13 protein-coding genes are annotated in these 14943 nt (G+C 60.4%); 6 read left to right on the top strand and 7 right to left on the bottom strand.

What is annotated here, in order from left to right; all coding sequences use genetic code 11:
- Positions 1–4: 4 nt before the first annotated feature.
- Genes NYP16_RS09760 through NYP16_RS09745 form a run of 4 tightly spaced genes read right to left on the bottom strand, consistent with a single transcriptional unit; the run spans position 5 to position 3580 of the window.
- Positions 5–289 (bottom strand): hypothetical protein, encoded by a 285-nt coding sequence (locus NYP16_RS09760; protein ID WP_274943948.1) that lies wholly within the window; start codon positions 287–289, stop codon positions 5–7.
- Positions 286–1305: a class I SAM-dependent methyltransferase gene (locus tag NYP16_RS09755; protein ID WP_274943947.1), complete on the bottom strand. Its 1020-nt coding sequence runs from the start codon at positions 1303–1305 to the stop codon at positions 286–288. The genes NYP16_RS09760 and NYP16_RS09755 overlap by 4 nt, the downstream gene beginning before the upstream one ends.
- 10 nt (positions 1306–1315) lie before the next feature.
- Positions 1316–2200 (bottom strand): hypothetical protein, encoded by an 885-nt coding sequence (locus NYP16_RS09750; protein WP_274943946.1) that lies wholly within the window; start codon positions 2198–2200, stop codon positions 1316–1318.
- Positions 2201–2203: 3 nt separating this feature from the next.
- Positions 2204–3580 carry an MFS transporter gene (locus NYP16_RS09745; protein WP_274943945.1) on the bottom strand — a complete coding sequence of 459 codons (1377 nt, stop codon included), beginning with the start codon at positions 3578–3580 and terminating at the stop codon, positions 2204–2206.
- A 146-nt stretch (positions 3581–3726) separates the two neighbouring features.
- On the opposite strand from NYP16_RS09745, the gene NYP16_RS09740 reads away from it, so the two are divergent.
- Entirely contained in the window at positions 3727–4599 is an 873-nt protein-coding gene (locus NYP16_RS09740; protein WP_274943944.1) for a LysR substrate-binding domain-containing protein, read from the top strand.
- A 202-nt stretch (positions 4600–4801) separates the two neighbouring features.
- A complete protein-coding gene (locus NYP16_RS09735; protein WP_274943943.1) occupies positions 4802–6112 on the top strand; it encodes a cytosine permease in 1311 nt (436 codons plus the stop codon).
- Here NYP16_RS09735 and NYP16_RS09730 read toward each other — a convergent pair.
- Entirely contained in the window at positions 6109–7380 is a 1272-nt protein-coding gene (locus NYP16_RS09730; RefSeq protein WP_274943942.1) for a D-amino acid dehydrogenase, read from the bottom strand. The two genes, NYP16_RS09735 and NYP16_RS09730, sit on opposite strands and share 4 nt — an antisense overlap.
- Positions 7381–7546: 166 nt before the next feature.
- On the opposite strand from NYP16_RS09730, the gene NYP16_RS09725 reads away from it, so the two are divergent.
- On the top strand, positions 7547–7831 hold the full coding sequence (locus NYP16_RS09725; protein WP_274943941.1) for a hypothetical protein: 285 nt from the start codon (positions 7547–7549) through the stop codon (positions 7829–7831).
- A 10-nt stretch (positions 7832–7841) separates the two neighbouring features.
- On the opposite strand, the gene NYP16_RS09720 is transcribed toward NYP16_RS09725, so the two are convergent.
- Positions 7842–8711: an alpha/beta fold hydrolase gene (locus tag NYP16_RS09720; protein WP_274943940.1), complete on the bottom strand. Its 870-nt coding sequence runs from the start codon at positions 8709–8711 to the stop codon at positions 7842–7844.
- Positions 8712–8817: 106 nt separating this feature from the next.
- Here NYP16_RS09720 and NYP16_RS09715 point away from each other — a divergent pair, with 106 nt between their 5' ends.
- Positions 8818–11016 carry a TonB-dependent receptor gene (locus NYP16_RS09715; RefSeq protein WP_274943939.1) on the top strand — a complete coding sequence of 733 codons (2199 nt, stop codon included), beginning with the start codon at positions 8818–8820 and terminating at the stop codon, positions 11014–11016.
- Positions 11017–11057: 41 nt separating this feature from the next.
- On the opposite strand, the gene NYP16_RS09710 is transcribed toward NYP16_RS09715, so the two are convergent.
- Complete coding sequence (locus NYP16_RS09710; RefSeq protein WP_274943938.1) at positions 11058–12053, bottom strand: ornithine cyclodeaminase family protein; 996 nt, start codon at positions 12051–12053, stop codon at positions 11058–11060.
- Between the two features lie 304 nt (positions 12054–12357).
- Here NYP16_RS09710 and NYP16_RS09705 point away from each other — a divergent pair, with 304 nt between their 5' ends.
- Complete coding sequence (locus tag NYP16_RS09705; protein ID WP_274943937.1) at positions 12358–14379, top strand: methyl-accepting chemotaxis protein; 2022 nt, start codon at positions 12358–12360, stop codon at positions 14377–14379.
- Between the two features lie 146 nt (positions 14380–14525).
- Complete coding sequence (locus tag NYP16_RS09700) at positions 14526–14927, top strand: DUF6491 family protein (RefSeq protein ID WP_274943936.1); 402 nt, start codon at positions 14526–14528, stop codon at positions 14925–14927.
- The last annotated feature ends 16 nt before the right edge of the window (positions 14928–14943 follow it).

The following is a 14943-nucleotide window of genomic DNA, read 5'->3' as shown; positions in this document are numbered from 1 at the left end:
TCAATCAGTTTTGTTCGGTCTGTAGCGGCCGGCGGGGGTCGTCCGGCTCGCTGATGATCTGGAGCAGCCGGGCGACCGATGCTTCCGCCGCCTCGGAACAGGTTTTCCGTAGGGCGGCGTCGTTGTCGCCTGCATGGCGTTCGGCGGCTGTTAAAATTCCGGCACGTTCCAAGGCCGCTTCAAGGCTCAGACGGCGCGCGCGTTCCACATGCAGTTGCGCCGCGAGGTCGAAGACCAGATCGGCAAGGGTCATGCTGCTTAAGTCGACGGTTAAGGGCGGCTGGCTCATGCCGGTTTCTCCGCTTCAAGGACGGCCCAGGGGAAATGCCATTCCGGCCGCTCCGGCCAGCTGAGATCGGGACGGCGGCCGTCGCCGCGCTCATCAAAGGCGACCCAGCGTGCGTTCCGGAGCCCGGCTGCCTCAGCCATGGCGGTAAGATCGTTACGCAGCATGTCAGGCATGAAGGGTTCGTTGTTGCGGGTGCCGTGTTCGATCATGGCGAAGTCGCGGAACGCATCGCCGGTCACGTGAAAATCGAGAAAACGAAGGATGCCTCCGGGGGCGAGCAGCCGCGCCGCTTCGCTGAAAACCGTCGGCAGCACGGCGAGCGGAATTTCATGGACGAACATGGTCGAGGTCACGAGGTCGGCGCTGGCGTCGTCAAGGGGCGTCGCTGTGGCGTCGGCTTGAATGAAGCGGATGGCCAGACGCTTTTCGGCGGCACGTTCAGCGGCGAGTTCGACGCAAGGGGCGGACAGATCGACGCCGATCACCTTGGCGTCGGGAAAGCTCGCGGCAAAGGGCCAGGTCGATTTCCCGAAGCCGCAGCCGAGATCGACGATGGTGCCGTAGGATTTTTTCGGGACTGCTGTATCGACGAACAATTGATGGAATTTATAGTCGTCGTTGTCGCCCATCATGACGAGTTTGGCGCCAAGCTCGTAAATGGCAGCGGCATCGTCACGGGACCAGACGCCGCCCGGCTGCAAATGAATGTCCCAGTCGGTGTACCAACTGGGGAGTTCGAGCGCCGCGTTGACCTCGGCCCCGTTGCCGCGAGACGAACGCGGACTGTTGCGGACGGCGCGGACGACGGCGCGCCACAGCATTTTCTGGGATGAGCGTTCCATCCACGAAAACCACGGGTAGGTCGGCAAGGCGTGGATCTGCGCGGCCAGATCCGCTGAACCTGACGCCTCGTCATCGAATTCGCGCTTCACCTGCGGATAGATCCGCGCGGCCCAGCCACGGCGGAGGTGAAGGGCAAAATCGAGCGCGGCTTGATCGTCTAGGGGTAAGGTCATCGCTTTTTCCTTAACTGGCATCAGCGGCAATCAGTTCGATCAACTCCCCGGCCGCACCGCGAAAGGTCGCTGTCTGACGCGTATCGCCGGGCAGGAAGGCGGGCGCTTTGGGGCCGATCCAGGGGCCGTCACCGAGCGCATCCACATCAAAGGTGACGATGCTCATGCCCGGCGGCAGTTCGCCCTCCGGGGTCTGGCGCGCTGTCGTTTTCTCGGGGTAGCCGTCAAGTTCGATCAAGGTGCCGCCGCCGAGCTTGATCAGGCCGTGGGCATGTTCGGAGTCAGGCGGCAGGTCGTTGGCCCAGGACAGCACCTGAACCCGGGTCTTGACCGGCGGATCGATCTCATTGGTGAAACCGGCATAGGCATCAAACATGGCGGCCAGATCGGGGCCACCGGCGACGACGATAAAGACCGAACCGACGAAGGACTGCGCTTGCGGCAGAGTGAGGCCGCTGCCCTCCCCGACTTCGGTGAAATAAAGGCATTCGCCGTTTGGCCCGATCACCTGCATCGCCTTGATCATCGGAAAACGTTGCAAGCCCTTTGGCGGCCCGATGATGCGGAATGGTGACTGGGCGAATTGCGCCGCGAGCATCTCCACATCCTGCACCAGAATTTCGGTCGCGTTCCAGCCGTGGGTGGTAAGGGCGCGGTAGTCGGTCGCAGACGGGCTTTCGATGAAGCGAAGGAACACCGGCTCGCCGCTTGCCGGGGCGAGGGTGATGCTGGGCCGGCCGACCATCGCCGGAGCACCCCAGGAGCGGGCGGCAGAGGCCGGAACCGCGCTGCGGTCGACGACGCGATAATCGAGAAAGCGCGTATAGACCACTTCCGCCATCGCCACCGACGGCACGGCATGGGTCACTGCTCTGATCTGTCCAAGCTTTTTCATGACTTATCCTTGCAACACGACCGCTTCGGCCGATGCGTCGATCAATTGTTCAAGCTCGACAACCTTGCGGCGATAACTCGCCATGCCGATGGCAACCAGGATGATGGCGGGGATGCCGATCAACAGCGCTTCGACGGTCATGGCGTAGCGCAATTGCCCCGGTCCCCCGAAAAGATCGGTCATCAGACCCACAAGCGGCGGGCCGATGATGAGACCGAAAAGGCTGATGACCAGATAGTAGATGGCCATGGCTTGCGAGCGGATCTGGCCCGGTGCAATAAGGGCGAACGACGCCGGACCAGCGGCGGTGGCAATCGCCTGTCCGACAAAGGCGACGAACAGCGCAGCAACTGCAAAGGGGGCGCTCGGCATCATCGGATAGGCGGCGAAACCGGGCACGGCGATCAGGAGCCCGACCCACAGGGTCGAGAGGCTCGCATCCGGGCGTCCGGCAGCAATCCGCCGGTTGGTCAGCCAGATCACCAGCGCAGTCCCGACCGGGCCGCCGGTCAGATACATCAAGCCGGTGACAATGCCGACGTCGCGGACGTTCCAGCCCCAGGTGCGGTCAAACAGCGCCACGTTCCAGAACGTCAGCGAGCCCAGAGTGACGCAGCAGGCCGAGGCGAGAAAAAGGGTCCCGAACGCTTGCCAGCGCTGGCGAATATAAGCAAAAGCGGTCCAGAACGTGGGATTGGCGCCGGTGTCCGCCACCCGCTCGCGACGCAGCGGCTCGCGGATGGTGAACATCATCCCTGCGAGAAAAAGACCAGGCAGACCGACGAGCAGAAAGGTCATCTGCCACGGCCGCATCTCGCCCACATAGGGCACCATAACCGGCGGCAGGGTGGCGATGAGATGGACCAGCGGCCCGCCAAGCAGGAACGCCACCCCGGCCCCGATGAAGGTGCCGCTCATGAAAATGCTGATAGCGCGGGCGCGGCGCTCACGGGTGAAATAATCGCTGATGATCGAGATCGAACAGGGGGCGACCGCAGCCTCGCCGAGGCCGACGCCGAGCCGGGTCGCGAACAGCGGAACAAAGCTCCGCGCCATGCTCGCGAGGGCGGTCATGCAGCACCATAACGTGATACTGGTGGCAAGGATCGTGCGCCGGTTATAGCGGTCAGCCATCCAGCCGATCGGCAGGGCGACGATGATATAAAACAGCGCGAAAGCCGGGCCAAGGAGAAGGCCGATCTGAAAATCGGTGAGGTGGAGATCGGCCTTGATCGGCCCGATGAGGAGGCTTGGCAGAAACCGGTCCAGGTATGAGATGACCTGCACCAGCATAAGGATGATCACCACATACCAGGCGTATTTGACGGTCGGCAGCGGCGTGGCAGCCGCACGCCCCGCGCTTGGCCTTTGTTTGGTCACAGTGGAATCCACCCCAAGACGCTCCCCAATTACAGTTCTAAACGACGCCATTTTGCCCTGGCTTGATGGTGACCCTACCTGCCCGGCAAATCGCTTGGCAAACGATAAGATTTGACAGGTTATGTGAATAATTGTCACATATGTCCATGCGCGATTTACCCTCGATTCAGACGCTCCGTGCCTTTGAAGCCGCCGCCCGCCACGAAAACTATTCAATGGCCGGCGATGAGCTGGGTGTGACTCATAGTGCGGTCAGCCATCGTATCCGGGAGCTGGAGGAGCGGCTTGAAATCAAGCTGTTTCACCGCATCGGCCATCGCATGACCTTGACTCGAGAGGCTGTAACGCTGCTCGCTCAGGTCCGTCAAGCCCTGGTCATTCTGCGCATGGCCTTCCCCGATGCTCCGGAGCAGTCACAGGCGACACTGGTTGTCAGCGTTCATCCGGCTCTGGCGACAAAATGGCTGATCCCCCGACTTGGCGCCTTTACCAAGTTGTTTGGCAACACCGTGCTTGAAATTCGTTCGACCGCTGAACTGCAGGATTTTCTCGCGCCGGGGATTGATGTGAGCATCCGTTATGGCGTCGGCGCCTGGCCCAATGCGGCGGGCGAACGAATGACCGGCGATGTGCTTTTTCCGGTGTGCTCGCCGGCCTATCGCGACCAGCATAATTTGCAGCAACCGAGCGATCTGGCCCGCTGTCGCCTGCTCCGCCATGCCTGGCAGCAATGGTCGCCGTGGCTCCGCGCCGCCAATCTCACCTTGCGCGAACCGAATGGCGGCATGACGCTCTCGGATACCGCCATGTTGCTTGAGGCGGCGGTGGCCGGTGAAGGGGTGGCGCTCGCCGGGAAGATTTTTGCTTCGGCGGATCTCAAAAGCGGACGGCTGGTGCGGCTGTTCGATGTGGAGATCGAGGACGCCTATGCCTATTACGTGGTGTGGCGCGCCGGAACCTCACTGACGCCGCTCGGGGAGGCGTTCCGCCTGTGGGTCAGGGACCAGTTTGCCATATAAAATATTTTACTGAGAGCCGTCATGGCGGCGACATGGATACGCGGGTCAAGCCCGCGTATGACAGTTTTTTTGAATAGACGTGCAGCCCTCCCCCACCCTGTCATTGCCGGGCTTGACCCGGCAATCCATGGGCGGGGTGACAGGGCGTGGGGAATACTGTCATAGTTAGGCTTGGGGCAACGTCGGGGGTGTGGGACTGGTCATGAGTACAAAGCTTGAGACGCCGAAAGCCGGGACAGAGGAATTCTCCCATGGCTCCGTTCCGGAAAGCGCCACCGTGGCCGGCTGGAACATTGCTCTGGTACTGCTTGGCATGGTGCTGTCGCTGCCCTGCTTCCTGATCGGGGCGCAGCTTGGGGCGAGTTTTGGTTTGGAGATTGGGGCTCAGGCGGTAGTGATCGGGGCTTTGATCCTGACGTTTCTTGCCTGTCTGACCGGCATGGTTGCACAAAGCTGCCGGCTGACCACCGCCATGATCATTCAGACTGCTTTTGGCATGAGCGGGGCCAAGGTCATCAATCTGGTGCTGGCGATTACGATCTTTGGCTGGTTCGGGGTGGTCACCAAATTGTTTGGAGAAAGCCTCGCCCATGTGGCCATGACCTCGGGGCTGCCGGATCTGGACCCGCGGCTTTATATGGTGGTCGGCGGCGGGCTCATGGTGCTGACCACGGTATTCGGCTTCAGCGCCATTCAGAGAGTGTCGAAGGTGATCGCTCCGTTTCTGATCATGGGATTGGTGGCGACGGCCTATATCGCCGCCCGGCTGGTGTCGCGGGAGCAATTGATGGCCACGCCGCTGGATGCGCCATCATTGGGCATCGGGGTGTCCATCGTGATCGGCGGGCTTGCAGTCGGGGCCACCATCTTCCCGGATTTCAGCCGCTTTGCCCGTAGTCGCCGCGATGCTTTGCTCGCGGCCGTCATCGGCTTTGGCCTTGGCGTGAGCGCGGCCTTCATCCTGTCGGCCATTCCGAGCGTCGCCACCGGCGAAGCCGAGCTGCCGATCATCCTTGCGAGCCTTGGGCTTGGACTGCCGGCGCTCGCGCTGATCCTGTGCAGCGCCTGGACCGCCAATTCGAGCAATCTCTATTCGTCGGCGCTGGCCATGGCCACCATCTCCCCGAAGACGCCGCATCTGCTGCTGACCATCACCGCCGGGGTGTTGGGCGTGCTGCTGGCGGTGCTCGGCATCAGCGATTATCTCATTCCGTTTCTGACGCTGCTTGGGATCGCCATTCCACCCATTGCCGGGATTTATGTGGCCGATTTCTTTCTGGTCCGGCGCGCCGCCTATCTTAACTATGGCAAGGCTGGGCAGGCGGCGTTTCGCCCCCTCGCCTTTGTCGCCTGGGTCGCCGGGATTGGCATTGGCAGCGCCACCGCCAATTATCTTTTCAGCTTGAGCGGCATTCCCGCCGTGGATTCCGTGCTGACGGCTTTTACGGTTTATCTTGTGGGGAGCAAGCTGCCGTTCGGGCAGAAAGTCGCGCCGTCGGCGTCGCGCAACTAAGCCCGGGCTGGGTCGTAAGGTGCCGGGTCAATGGCCGGGACTTTCGACAGCACGAGATCCGCGAGCAAGCGGCCCGAGCCGCTGGCCATGGTCCAGCCGAGATGGCCGTGGCCGGTGTTGAGATAGACATTCTCGATGCGGCTTTGCCCGATGAAAGGCACACCATCAGCGCTCATGGGGCGAAAACCGCACCAGGGGGAAATATCGGTGCTGTCGAAATGACCGTTGAAATCCGGATAAAGGCTGGTCAGAAAGCGGGTCAGATTGGCGATCCGGCTTGGCGTCAGAGTATTGTCGAAGCCTGCGAATTCAGCCGTGCCCGCGACCCGCAAACGGTCCCCGAGAGGCGTCACGATAGCATGAAAACCCTCGTCCACCACCGGGATGCGCGGGCCGTTGCACCAGCCGTGGCGGGGCGTGGTGATGGAATAGCCCTTGACCGGCTTGATCGGCAAGCGGATGCCCAATCCTGCGGTCACGGCCGGTGACCAGCATCCGGCGGCGATCACCACCACATCCGCGTTATAATAACGGTGGTTGCCGGACTGCATGGCGACAACCTTGTTGACGCGGCCGCCCTGGCGGTCGAAGCCGGTGACTGTCGCCCCATATTCGAACCTGACGCCGAGGGTCTTCGATATATCGGCCAGAGCAAGCGTATATTTGCGGGCGTCACCCGCTTCGTCCGACGCAATATAAAGCGCACCGGAAATTTCATGCTGGATCGCAGCCAGCGCCGGTTCACGGGCCACTGCACCAGCAGCATCCAGAATATCAATGGGCACCCCCGCCTCCTGCATGGTGGCGGCGCTGGCGACCATGGCGTCAAAGCCTGCAGAATCGCGGCTGAGTTTGAGCGTCCCGCCGGGCCCCTGATCATAGCGAAGGCTAAGCGTGGCTTCGAGAGTCTTCAGCATCGCGACACTGTAGGACGCAATGCGCGCATTGGCCGCCGTCGCCCGTTCAAACCGCGCCGGGTCGGAATTGCGCAGAAACTTGATGCCCCAGAAAAACAACGATGGCAGCGCCTGCGGGCGGAGGAGAAGCGGTGAATCCTCCTTGCCGAGATAGTGCCAGAGCCGACCGGCAACCCCGGGCGCGTTCCAGGGATCGGCCATGCTGGGAGTAAGGCTCGCGCCATTCGCATAGCTTGTCCCGAGAGCCACATCCTTCTCGCGGTCAAGAACCGTCACCTCATGTCCGTCACGCGCCAGACAATATGCCGAACTTACGCCGATGAGGCCCGCCCCGACGACAACCACGCGCATCCGTTTTCCCCAATTTTTAAGTCCCCGACGCAGTGTCAGATCAAACAAGGAGAATTGCAATCGTCTCTACAAAGTCTATGTTACGCCATGAATAGTCTCATAGTTCTGTCAATATCCGGCAAAATAAGTTACATCTCGGGGACAGATTATTTTTGGGAGAGTTCTTGTGGAACAATTTCTACCCATTATTATCCAAGCCATAGCCGGCGGTGCCGGGGGCGGCATTCTCGGACAAATCCTCAAATCGAAAAGCCTCGGGCCGCTTGGCAATATCATTGCTGGCGCGGTTGGCGGCATTGGTGCCGGACAGGGACTGGATGCGAGCGGCATCATGGCCCAGATGGCCCCGATGCTGGGCGGCGACCATGTGGCAACCGCCATTAGCTCGCTGATCGGCGGCGGCGTTCTTCAGGCCATCGGCAGTCTGGTGGCGGGCAAGAAGACCGCTTAAAAAATCCGGCCTAAAAAATCCGAGCGAGAAACCCGTCAATCGCGGACTGGGCCACCGGTTCGGTCAAAAGTGGCGCGTGACCTCGCTTCGGCACGGTCACTGTTTCAAGGCCGGGATGCCGTGACTGCATCTCAGCGAGGGTGTCCCTGGATAAAATATCGGACATCTCCCCGCGAATGACGAGCACGGGTTTTGCGGCGAGCGCCTCGAACAGATCCCAGAGATCCGGCGGCACGGCATCGCCCTCGGCCAGGCTTTGCGCGATCAGGGGATCATAGTCGAGGACCGGGCGCTCGCGGCCATAGGAATTGTCCTCACGGTAAAGACTGCGGGTGAATTTGTACCAGTCAGCCGGGCTGAAATCAGGGAAAATCTCGGCATTGAGGCCGCGCGTTTGCTCCTCCGCCTCGGCCCAGGACAGCGGCGGGTTGGTTTTGCCCACATAAGATTGGATGCGCGCGATGCCCTCGGGGTCAACCACCGGGCCGACGTCATTGAGGACCACACCCACCACAGCATCGGGATTAAGAGCCGTCATGGCCATGGCCATGATGCCGCCAAGCGAGGTGCCGATGAGCGCCAGCCGCTCAACCCCAAGATGTAGCTGGAGCGCGGCCATATCCATCACATAGGTGGCCGGAATGTAATTCAGCGGCTCGGGGTCATAGTCCGACAGGCCGCGCCCGCGAATATCCGGGACGATGACCCGGTAACGCGCCGCGAGATGATCGGCGAGGTCAGCGAAATCACGCGAATTGCGGCTTAAGCCATGCAGAGCAAGGACCACAGGCGCGTCAGGCCCGGGGCCCGGATAGTCGCGCGCATAAAGACTGAGATCATCGGCCGAGCGATAAAAAACATCGTGAAACGTCTTTGTCATGCGAACTCTACCCTTAATCGTCAGACTTTGTTAATCATCTGGCCCGAAAGTGACTTTACCATGTGCCAGACCTAGTTATGCCCGTTTTAGTTGTAAGGACTCTCTCGTGATCCGCGTTCCACAGATGTCTCCCCGTTTGGTGTCTACTAGCTTTTTAGCCTTCCTGATGGTTCCGGCCGAAGCCAGTGCGATCGAGGAAATCACCGTGACCGCGCGACGGCGTGAGGAAACGGTACAACAAGCGCCCCTCGCCGTCAGCGCTTTTTCCCGCGAACGACTTGACCAGATGCAGGCCCAGACCCTGGCCGATATCGAACGATCGGTGCCCAATCTCAATCTGATACAGGCGCATGGGTCATCCTCCACCGCCTCCATCTTCCTGCGCGGCATTGGGCAATCGGACGGCCTGCAAACCTTTGACCCCGGTATCGGGGTTTATGTGGATGGCGTGTATCTGGCGCGGGTTCAGGGCGCGCTCCTGTGGCTGAGCGATGTGGAGCGGATCGAGGTTCTGCGGGGACCCCAAGGCACGCTTTATGGCCGGAACAGTGTCGGCGGGGCCATCAAGGTCATATCGCGCCGCCCGGATATGGAACGGCTGACCGGCAATGCCGAGGTCACCTATGGCCGCTTCAATCGCCTGACCGGCAAAGCCTATCTGTCGACGCCGGTTGTCCGCGACAAGCTTGCCTTAAGCCTTGCCGCCCTTAGCAGCAGCCGCGACGGCATCGTGACCGACCGCAGCACCGGCCGAAGATATAATGACGATGACAACACAAGCTTTCATGCCATCTTGCGGGCCGAGCCTTCGGACGCGCTCAGCCTCACGCTCAATGCCGATTATACCCGCCAGCGCACCGCGCTAACGCTTGGGAGGGCCGAGGCCGATCTCAGGACCGTGGAAGGCGCGCTGCTGAAACCCGCGCCGGGCGCCGGGAACCGCTATGATTACAGCGGCCGCACCTCCTTCAAAGGGCATGAGGGGCAGAAGCTTGACCATTGGGGGCTGTCCTTCGCGGTGGACGGCAAGCTTGACGATCATCTGACTTTGAGTTCCCTGACCGCCTATCGCAGCCTCAAGCCCAATATCTATATGGATATCGATGCCTCGAAATTTCAGCTGATCGATAGCTTCAACGACTTGCGCCAACATCAACTGAGCCAGGAATTCCAGTTGAAATATGACAGCCGACGGGTCGATGCCATCGTCGGGATCTATTACCTGAGCGAAAGCAACAAGGCCCATAATGAAGCCTATGCCAACGATTACGCGACCTATTTCAAGATCCCCGCAACCTCGGTCGCCTATTCGGACGATCATCTGGAGACCCGGTCCTATGCCGGTTTCGGTCAGCTAAGCTTGCATGCAACCGACGCCCTTTCGATCACTGCCGGCTTGCGTTATTCCTATGACGAGAAATATTTCACCCGCGATGTGCACGCCATTTTCGGGCCGCCGCTTACGGTGCTCAGCCGCAGTTACAGCCTGGCCCAGGGTAACAGCTGGCATGCCTGGACCCCGTCTCTCACGCTCGATTATCAATGGTCGCCTGAGCTTATGACCTATGCGAGCGCGGCGCGCGGATATAAATCGGGCGGCATGAACGGCCGCGCCAATTCGGATGCGGAGCTGCGTCCCTATGCGCCCGAATATGTCTGGACCTATGAAGGCGGCGTCAAGTCGCGTTGGCTGGATAGCCGGTTGCGCATGAACGGCGCGATCTTTTATAGCGACTATAAGAATTTTCAGGCCCGGGTCGCGGAGGTCCTGAACGCAAACCTGATATTGCCGGTGTTCAGTTTCCCGGTCATCAATGCAGCCCGCATGGAGAATTACGGAGCGGAACTTGAGCTGAGCGCCACCCCGGCTGAGCGCTTCAATGTGACGGCCAATATCGGCTATCTGAACGCAAGCTATAAAAACTTCATCGACGCCAGCCGCGACCGCTCAAACGATCATCCGGCCTTCGCGCCGAAATGGACGGTCAATCTGGCCGCCGACTATACGATCGAACTCGGCGCAGCCGGGCATGTGATGCTGCGTACCGATGCCAATTACAAAAGCAAACATTGGCTGAGCGTCGACAATCGCGATGTGCTGACGCAGGACGGCTATTGGCTGTTCAACGCCGGGATGCGCTACAATCCGGCGCACGGGGGATGGTATCTGGCCGCCGCGGTGCGCAATATCGGCGGCAGGATTTATAAAACCGACGCCCATGAATTCTCCAGCGTCGCCAATGTGCAGACCGCCTATTACGGCGACCCGCGCAGTTGGACGATCAGCGCCGGGGTCAATTTCTGAGCCGGGGGTAAGAGCAGGATCCAGGACCAGAGGATCAGGAATTACAGGGTGACCAGTTGGCCGATGCCTTCGCTGCGGCCGCGATTGAGGATGTAGGCGGCGGTGGCGATATCTTGCGAGGCGATGCCGAGGGACTTATAGACGGTGATGTCCGTGGGCGATTGGCGGCCTGCGACCGTGCCTGAGATGACTGCGCCGATTTCACCGAGGATATGATCCTCGGTCACAAGACCGGCATCTCTCGCCTGAAGGAACTCACCGGCCTGGGCCAGCGTGCTTTCGATATAATCCACGTAAAAGCGCGAGCGGGTGACCACGTCACTGTCGGCTTCGGCGGCACTTGCGACCGAGGCGCCGACGAGATTGACATGCTGCCCCGGGGTCAGCCACTGGCCCTTGAGGATCGGGGTTTTGGCGGCGGTCACGGTGGTGATGATGTCCGCACCGGCCACGGCGGCTTCGACGGACGGCGCGCTTTGGAGCTTTGCGCCACCCTTGCCCTGATGCTTTTCAATGAAGGCCGCGACCTTTTCCGGGGTGCGCCCCCAGACGGTCACCGTCGTGATCGGCCGCACGCAAAGGAGCGCTTCCAGATGAGTCTCCGCCTCCTCCCCGGTGCCGATGATAGCGAGGCTTGAGGCATCTTCGCGGGCAAGATGTTTGGTGGCCAGCGCCGAGGCGCAGGCGGTGCGAATGGCGGTCACCGAGCCCGCTTCAAGCAAGGCCACCGGCACGCCGTTCTCGCCATTAAACAGGCAGATCAGGCCGATATGCGACGACAGACCCAGCGCCGTGTTGCCGTCGAACATGCTGATGAGCTTGGTGCCGAGATAGCTCGGGTTCGTCATGGCTCCCGGCATGAGGCCGAGCACGCCCTTGCGGTTGGGCGCTTGCAGTAGCGTCCGCAATGGCAGTTCCACAGTGCGGCGGCTGGTTTCCTGCATGGCCGACTCGAGAACCTCGATGCAATCCGGATAGGTCAGCAACTGACGGATATCGGCGGCGGAAAAGACCCGGACTTCGGAACTGCTGTGCATGGCGATAGGCTCCTGAAAATATATTCGCCACAGGGTAGGTATTCCTGAAAAGGGATCAAGTGCAATTTCACCCGCGCGGCCACACTCATAGGTTGTCATTAAATGACATGCATAATCATGCGGTTGCAGCGCTCCCTTCAGGAATGATAAAGAAGCGCCCTTGGAAAGCCTAATCCGAAAGGCAGGCGCGGGTAGAACATGCTGATGTTAAAGGGTTTCCATGCCCCTATCAGCGTTAACACTTCGTAAGGAAACAGGTCTTAATGCGGCATCATCGTCTTTACTCATGATGGATTGCCCTCCCATGTTGTCGTGGATTTTGAACCGTACCATCAAGACTCGTGTGTTTCTGATCTCCGCCCTGATTTCACTGACGTTCCTCGCGATCATCATCAGCTCCTTCATCATCCGTGGCATCACCACCGCGGCCGTGGATCGGGCCATCGCTGCGCAAGCGATGACGATCCAGGTCAATGATCTCGCCAGCAAGACGCAAGAGCTACGACGCATTGAAAAAGATTTCCTGATCCGCAAGGACGCGGATTTTCTGCGTCAGTTCGATGAAACGCTCGCAGGGGCGCGGGAAGATCTCGAAGCGCTCAAGAAGAGCATCTTTCTCACCGAGGACACCAGCATCCTTGTGGCTCTCGAAGCGCTGCTGACCAGATACAGCGATCAATTCATCACCGTCGTCACGGAAGAAACCAAGCTCGGCCTCACGCCGGAGCACGGGCTTGAAGGCGAGATGCGCACCGCCGTCAACAGCATCGAACGCTCGCTCGGCAAGGCGCCGACCAGCCAGATGGTCAATATGCTGAGCCTGCGCCGCTATGAAAAGAACTTCATTCTGCGCGCCACAGACATCGACGTCCAACAACACGCCGCCGTCGCCACCGTCTTCCGCAAGCAGCTGAACGGCGATCTGGCCACCCGGCTCGACAGCTACACCAAGGCCTTCACAAGCTATGCCGACAACCGCATGCAGCATCTCGTCAGCATCACAAAGCTTAGTGAATATTATCGCGAGATGACGCCGCAGTTCGACAATTTGCTGAAGGTCAGCATCGAGGAACGCGACGCGGCGCTCGACAGCGTGAAAACCGCGCGCGCCGCCGAACATACGGTGCAGCTTGCCATCGGGGCCTTTGCCCTTGTCATGACGGGTCTGTCCGCCTTTGTCCTCATCCGCACCATTGTATTGCCTTTGCAGGCCATTCGCGGCGCAACCATGGAGCTCGCCCGCGGGCGCTATGAGGTCCAAATCCCCTTTGCCGATCAACAGGACGAAGTCGGCGACATGGCGCGCGGTCTGGTGCAATTCAAAGACGCCGCCCATGAACGCGAACGTCTCGAAGCCGAAACCAAGCGCCTGACCGAAGAACGCACCGCCCATGACATCGCCGAGCGCGACCGCATCGCCGCCGAGGAACGCCGGGCCCAGGCCGCCGAACTGGCCGAAGCGCGGGCCCGCGAACAGCGTGCGAAAACGGTCGCCGAGCTGATCAGCGGGTTCGAACATAAGGTGGCCGAAGCCATGGGCACCCTGTCGGGGGCAGCGACCGAAATGCGCTCCGCCGCCACGTCCATGGTCAGTGTGGCGGACATGACCAGCAGCCAGTCTGATCAGGTCAGTGACGCCTCGCAACGTACCAATACCAATACCCAGATGGTGGCGGCGGCGACCGAGGAGCTTTCCACCTCGATCCGCGAAATCAGCGGCCAGCTGCAGCGCGCCGGCAGTGTTTCGGAACAGGCGGTCGCAACTGCGGTCGAGGGCGGCGAAGCCATCACCACCCTGATCGGATTCACCGCCGAAATTGAAAATATTGTCAATCTGATCAAGGAAATCGCCGACCAGACCAATCTGCTCGCGCTCAACGCCACCATCGAGGCGGCCCGGGCCGGGGAAGCCGGACGCGGATTCGCCGTCGTCGCCTCGGAAGTCAAATCGCTCGCCAATGAAACCGCCAGGGCGACCGAAAAAATCACCACCCAGGTCACAACCATGCGCGCCGTGTCGGACAGCGCCGGAACCGCCATCCGCTCCATCGAACGCGTGGTCAGCGAATTGAGCCAGATCACCCTGAGCGTCTCAGCCGCCGTCGAGGAACAGTCATCCGCCACCGAGGAAATCGGGCGCAATGTCCAGCTTGCGGCCAGCGGAACGCAGGATATCTCGGCCGGCATCTCGCGGGTGACCCAGGGCGCCACCGAAACCGGCAGCGCGGCAAGCCAGGTGCTGTCCGCCGCCTCCGAACTTGAGGATATGTCGGCCAGCCTGCAAGCGGACATCAGCAGCTTCCTGAGCAACGTGCGCAACAGCTGAGCCCAGTCTTCAGCCATCAAAAAACCCCCCGAGAAGCATCTCGGGGGGTTTTCTTTTTTCAGCAACTTTGGCGGCAAAAAGAGTGTATTATCACTCCACCGTGTACATGCGTTTGTCAGTTTTTGCCGATAAAATGGAGAGCAAAGATGCTGTTACGGGTTACCTTGATCACCGCTGCCCTCATGACATGCCTTGCCGGCAATGTCGTTGCCGCCGCTCAGGCCACTGACAGCACCAAAAAAGAAGATCCGCCGCCAAAAGATCGCGCTGTCATCAATTTCGCCAATTTTCGCGGCAGCATTCAGGATTGGCGCGCCGAAGGCAACAAAGCCATCCTGATCCAGGACGTGGGCAGAAAATGGTACCGGGCTGAATTCATGGCGCCCTGTACAGAATTGCCCTTTACGGAGCGAGTCGGATTCATCACCGACAGCCTCGATCAGATCGACCGCTTCAGCTCGATCCTCGTGCGGGGACAGCGATGCTGGTTCAAGTCCTTCACCGAGATCGAAGCGCCTACGAGCGATAAGCATAAAGCCAAGCATTAGGGCAGAGACGCCACGA

This window comes from Govania unica (assembly GCF_027920805.1).
Classification (GTDB): Bacteria; Pseudomonadota; Alphaproteobacteria; order Sphingomonadales; family Govanellaceae; genus Govanella; species Govanella unica.
This window is presented reverse-complemented; position numbering and strand designations above follow the sequence as displayed.

Coding starts and splice junctions, on each gene's coding strand:
- NYP16_RS09760 (WP_274943948.1), bottom strand. CDS start 289: ATGAGCCAGCCGCCCTTAACCGTCGACTTAAGCAGCATGACCCTTGCC.
- NYP16_RS09755 (WP_274943947.1), bottom strand. CDS start 1,305: ATGACCTTACCCCTAGACGATCAAGCCGCGCTCGATTTTGCCCTTCAC.
- NYP16_RS09750 (WP_274943946.1), bottom strand. CDS start 2,200: ATGAAAAAGCTTGGACAGATCAGAGCAGTGACCCATGCCGTGCCGTCG.
- NYP16_RS09740 (WP_274943944.1), top strand. CDS start 3,727: ATGCGCGATTTACCCTCGATTCAGACGCTCCGTGCCTTTGAAGCCGCC.
- NYP16_RS09735 (WP_274943943.1), top strand. CDS start 4,802: ATGAGTACAAAGCTTGAGACGCCGAAAGCCGGGACAGAGGAATTCTCC.
- NYP16_RS09730 (WP_274943942.1), bottom strand. CDS start 7,380: ATGCGCGTGGTTGTCGTCGGGGCGGGCCTCATCGGCGTAAGTTCGGCA.
- NYP16_RS09720 (WP_274943940.1), bottom strand. CDS start 8,711: ATGACAAAGACGTTTCACGATGTTTTTTATCGCTCGGCCGATGATCTC.
- NYP16_RS09710 (WP_274943938.1), bottom strand. CDS start 12,053: ATGCACAGCAGTTCCGAAGTCCGGGTCTTTTCCGCCGCCGATATCCGT.
- NYP16_RS09705 (WP_274943937.1), top strand. CDS start 12,358: ATGTTGTCGTGGATTTTGAACCGTACCATCAAGACTCGTGTGTTTCTG.
- NYP16_RS09700 (WP_274943936.1), top strand. CDS start 14,526: ATGCTGTTACGGGTTACCTTGATCACCGCTGCCCTCATGACATGCCTT.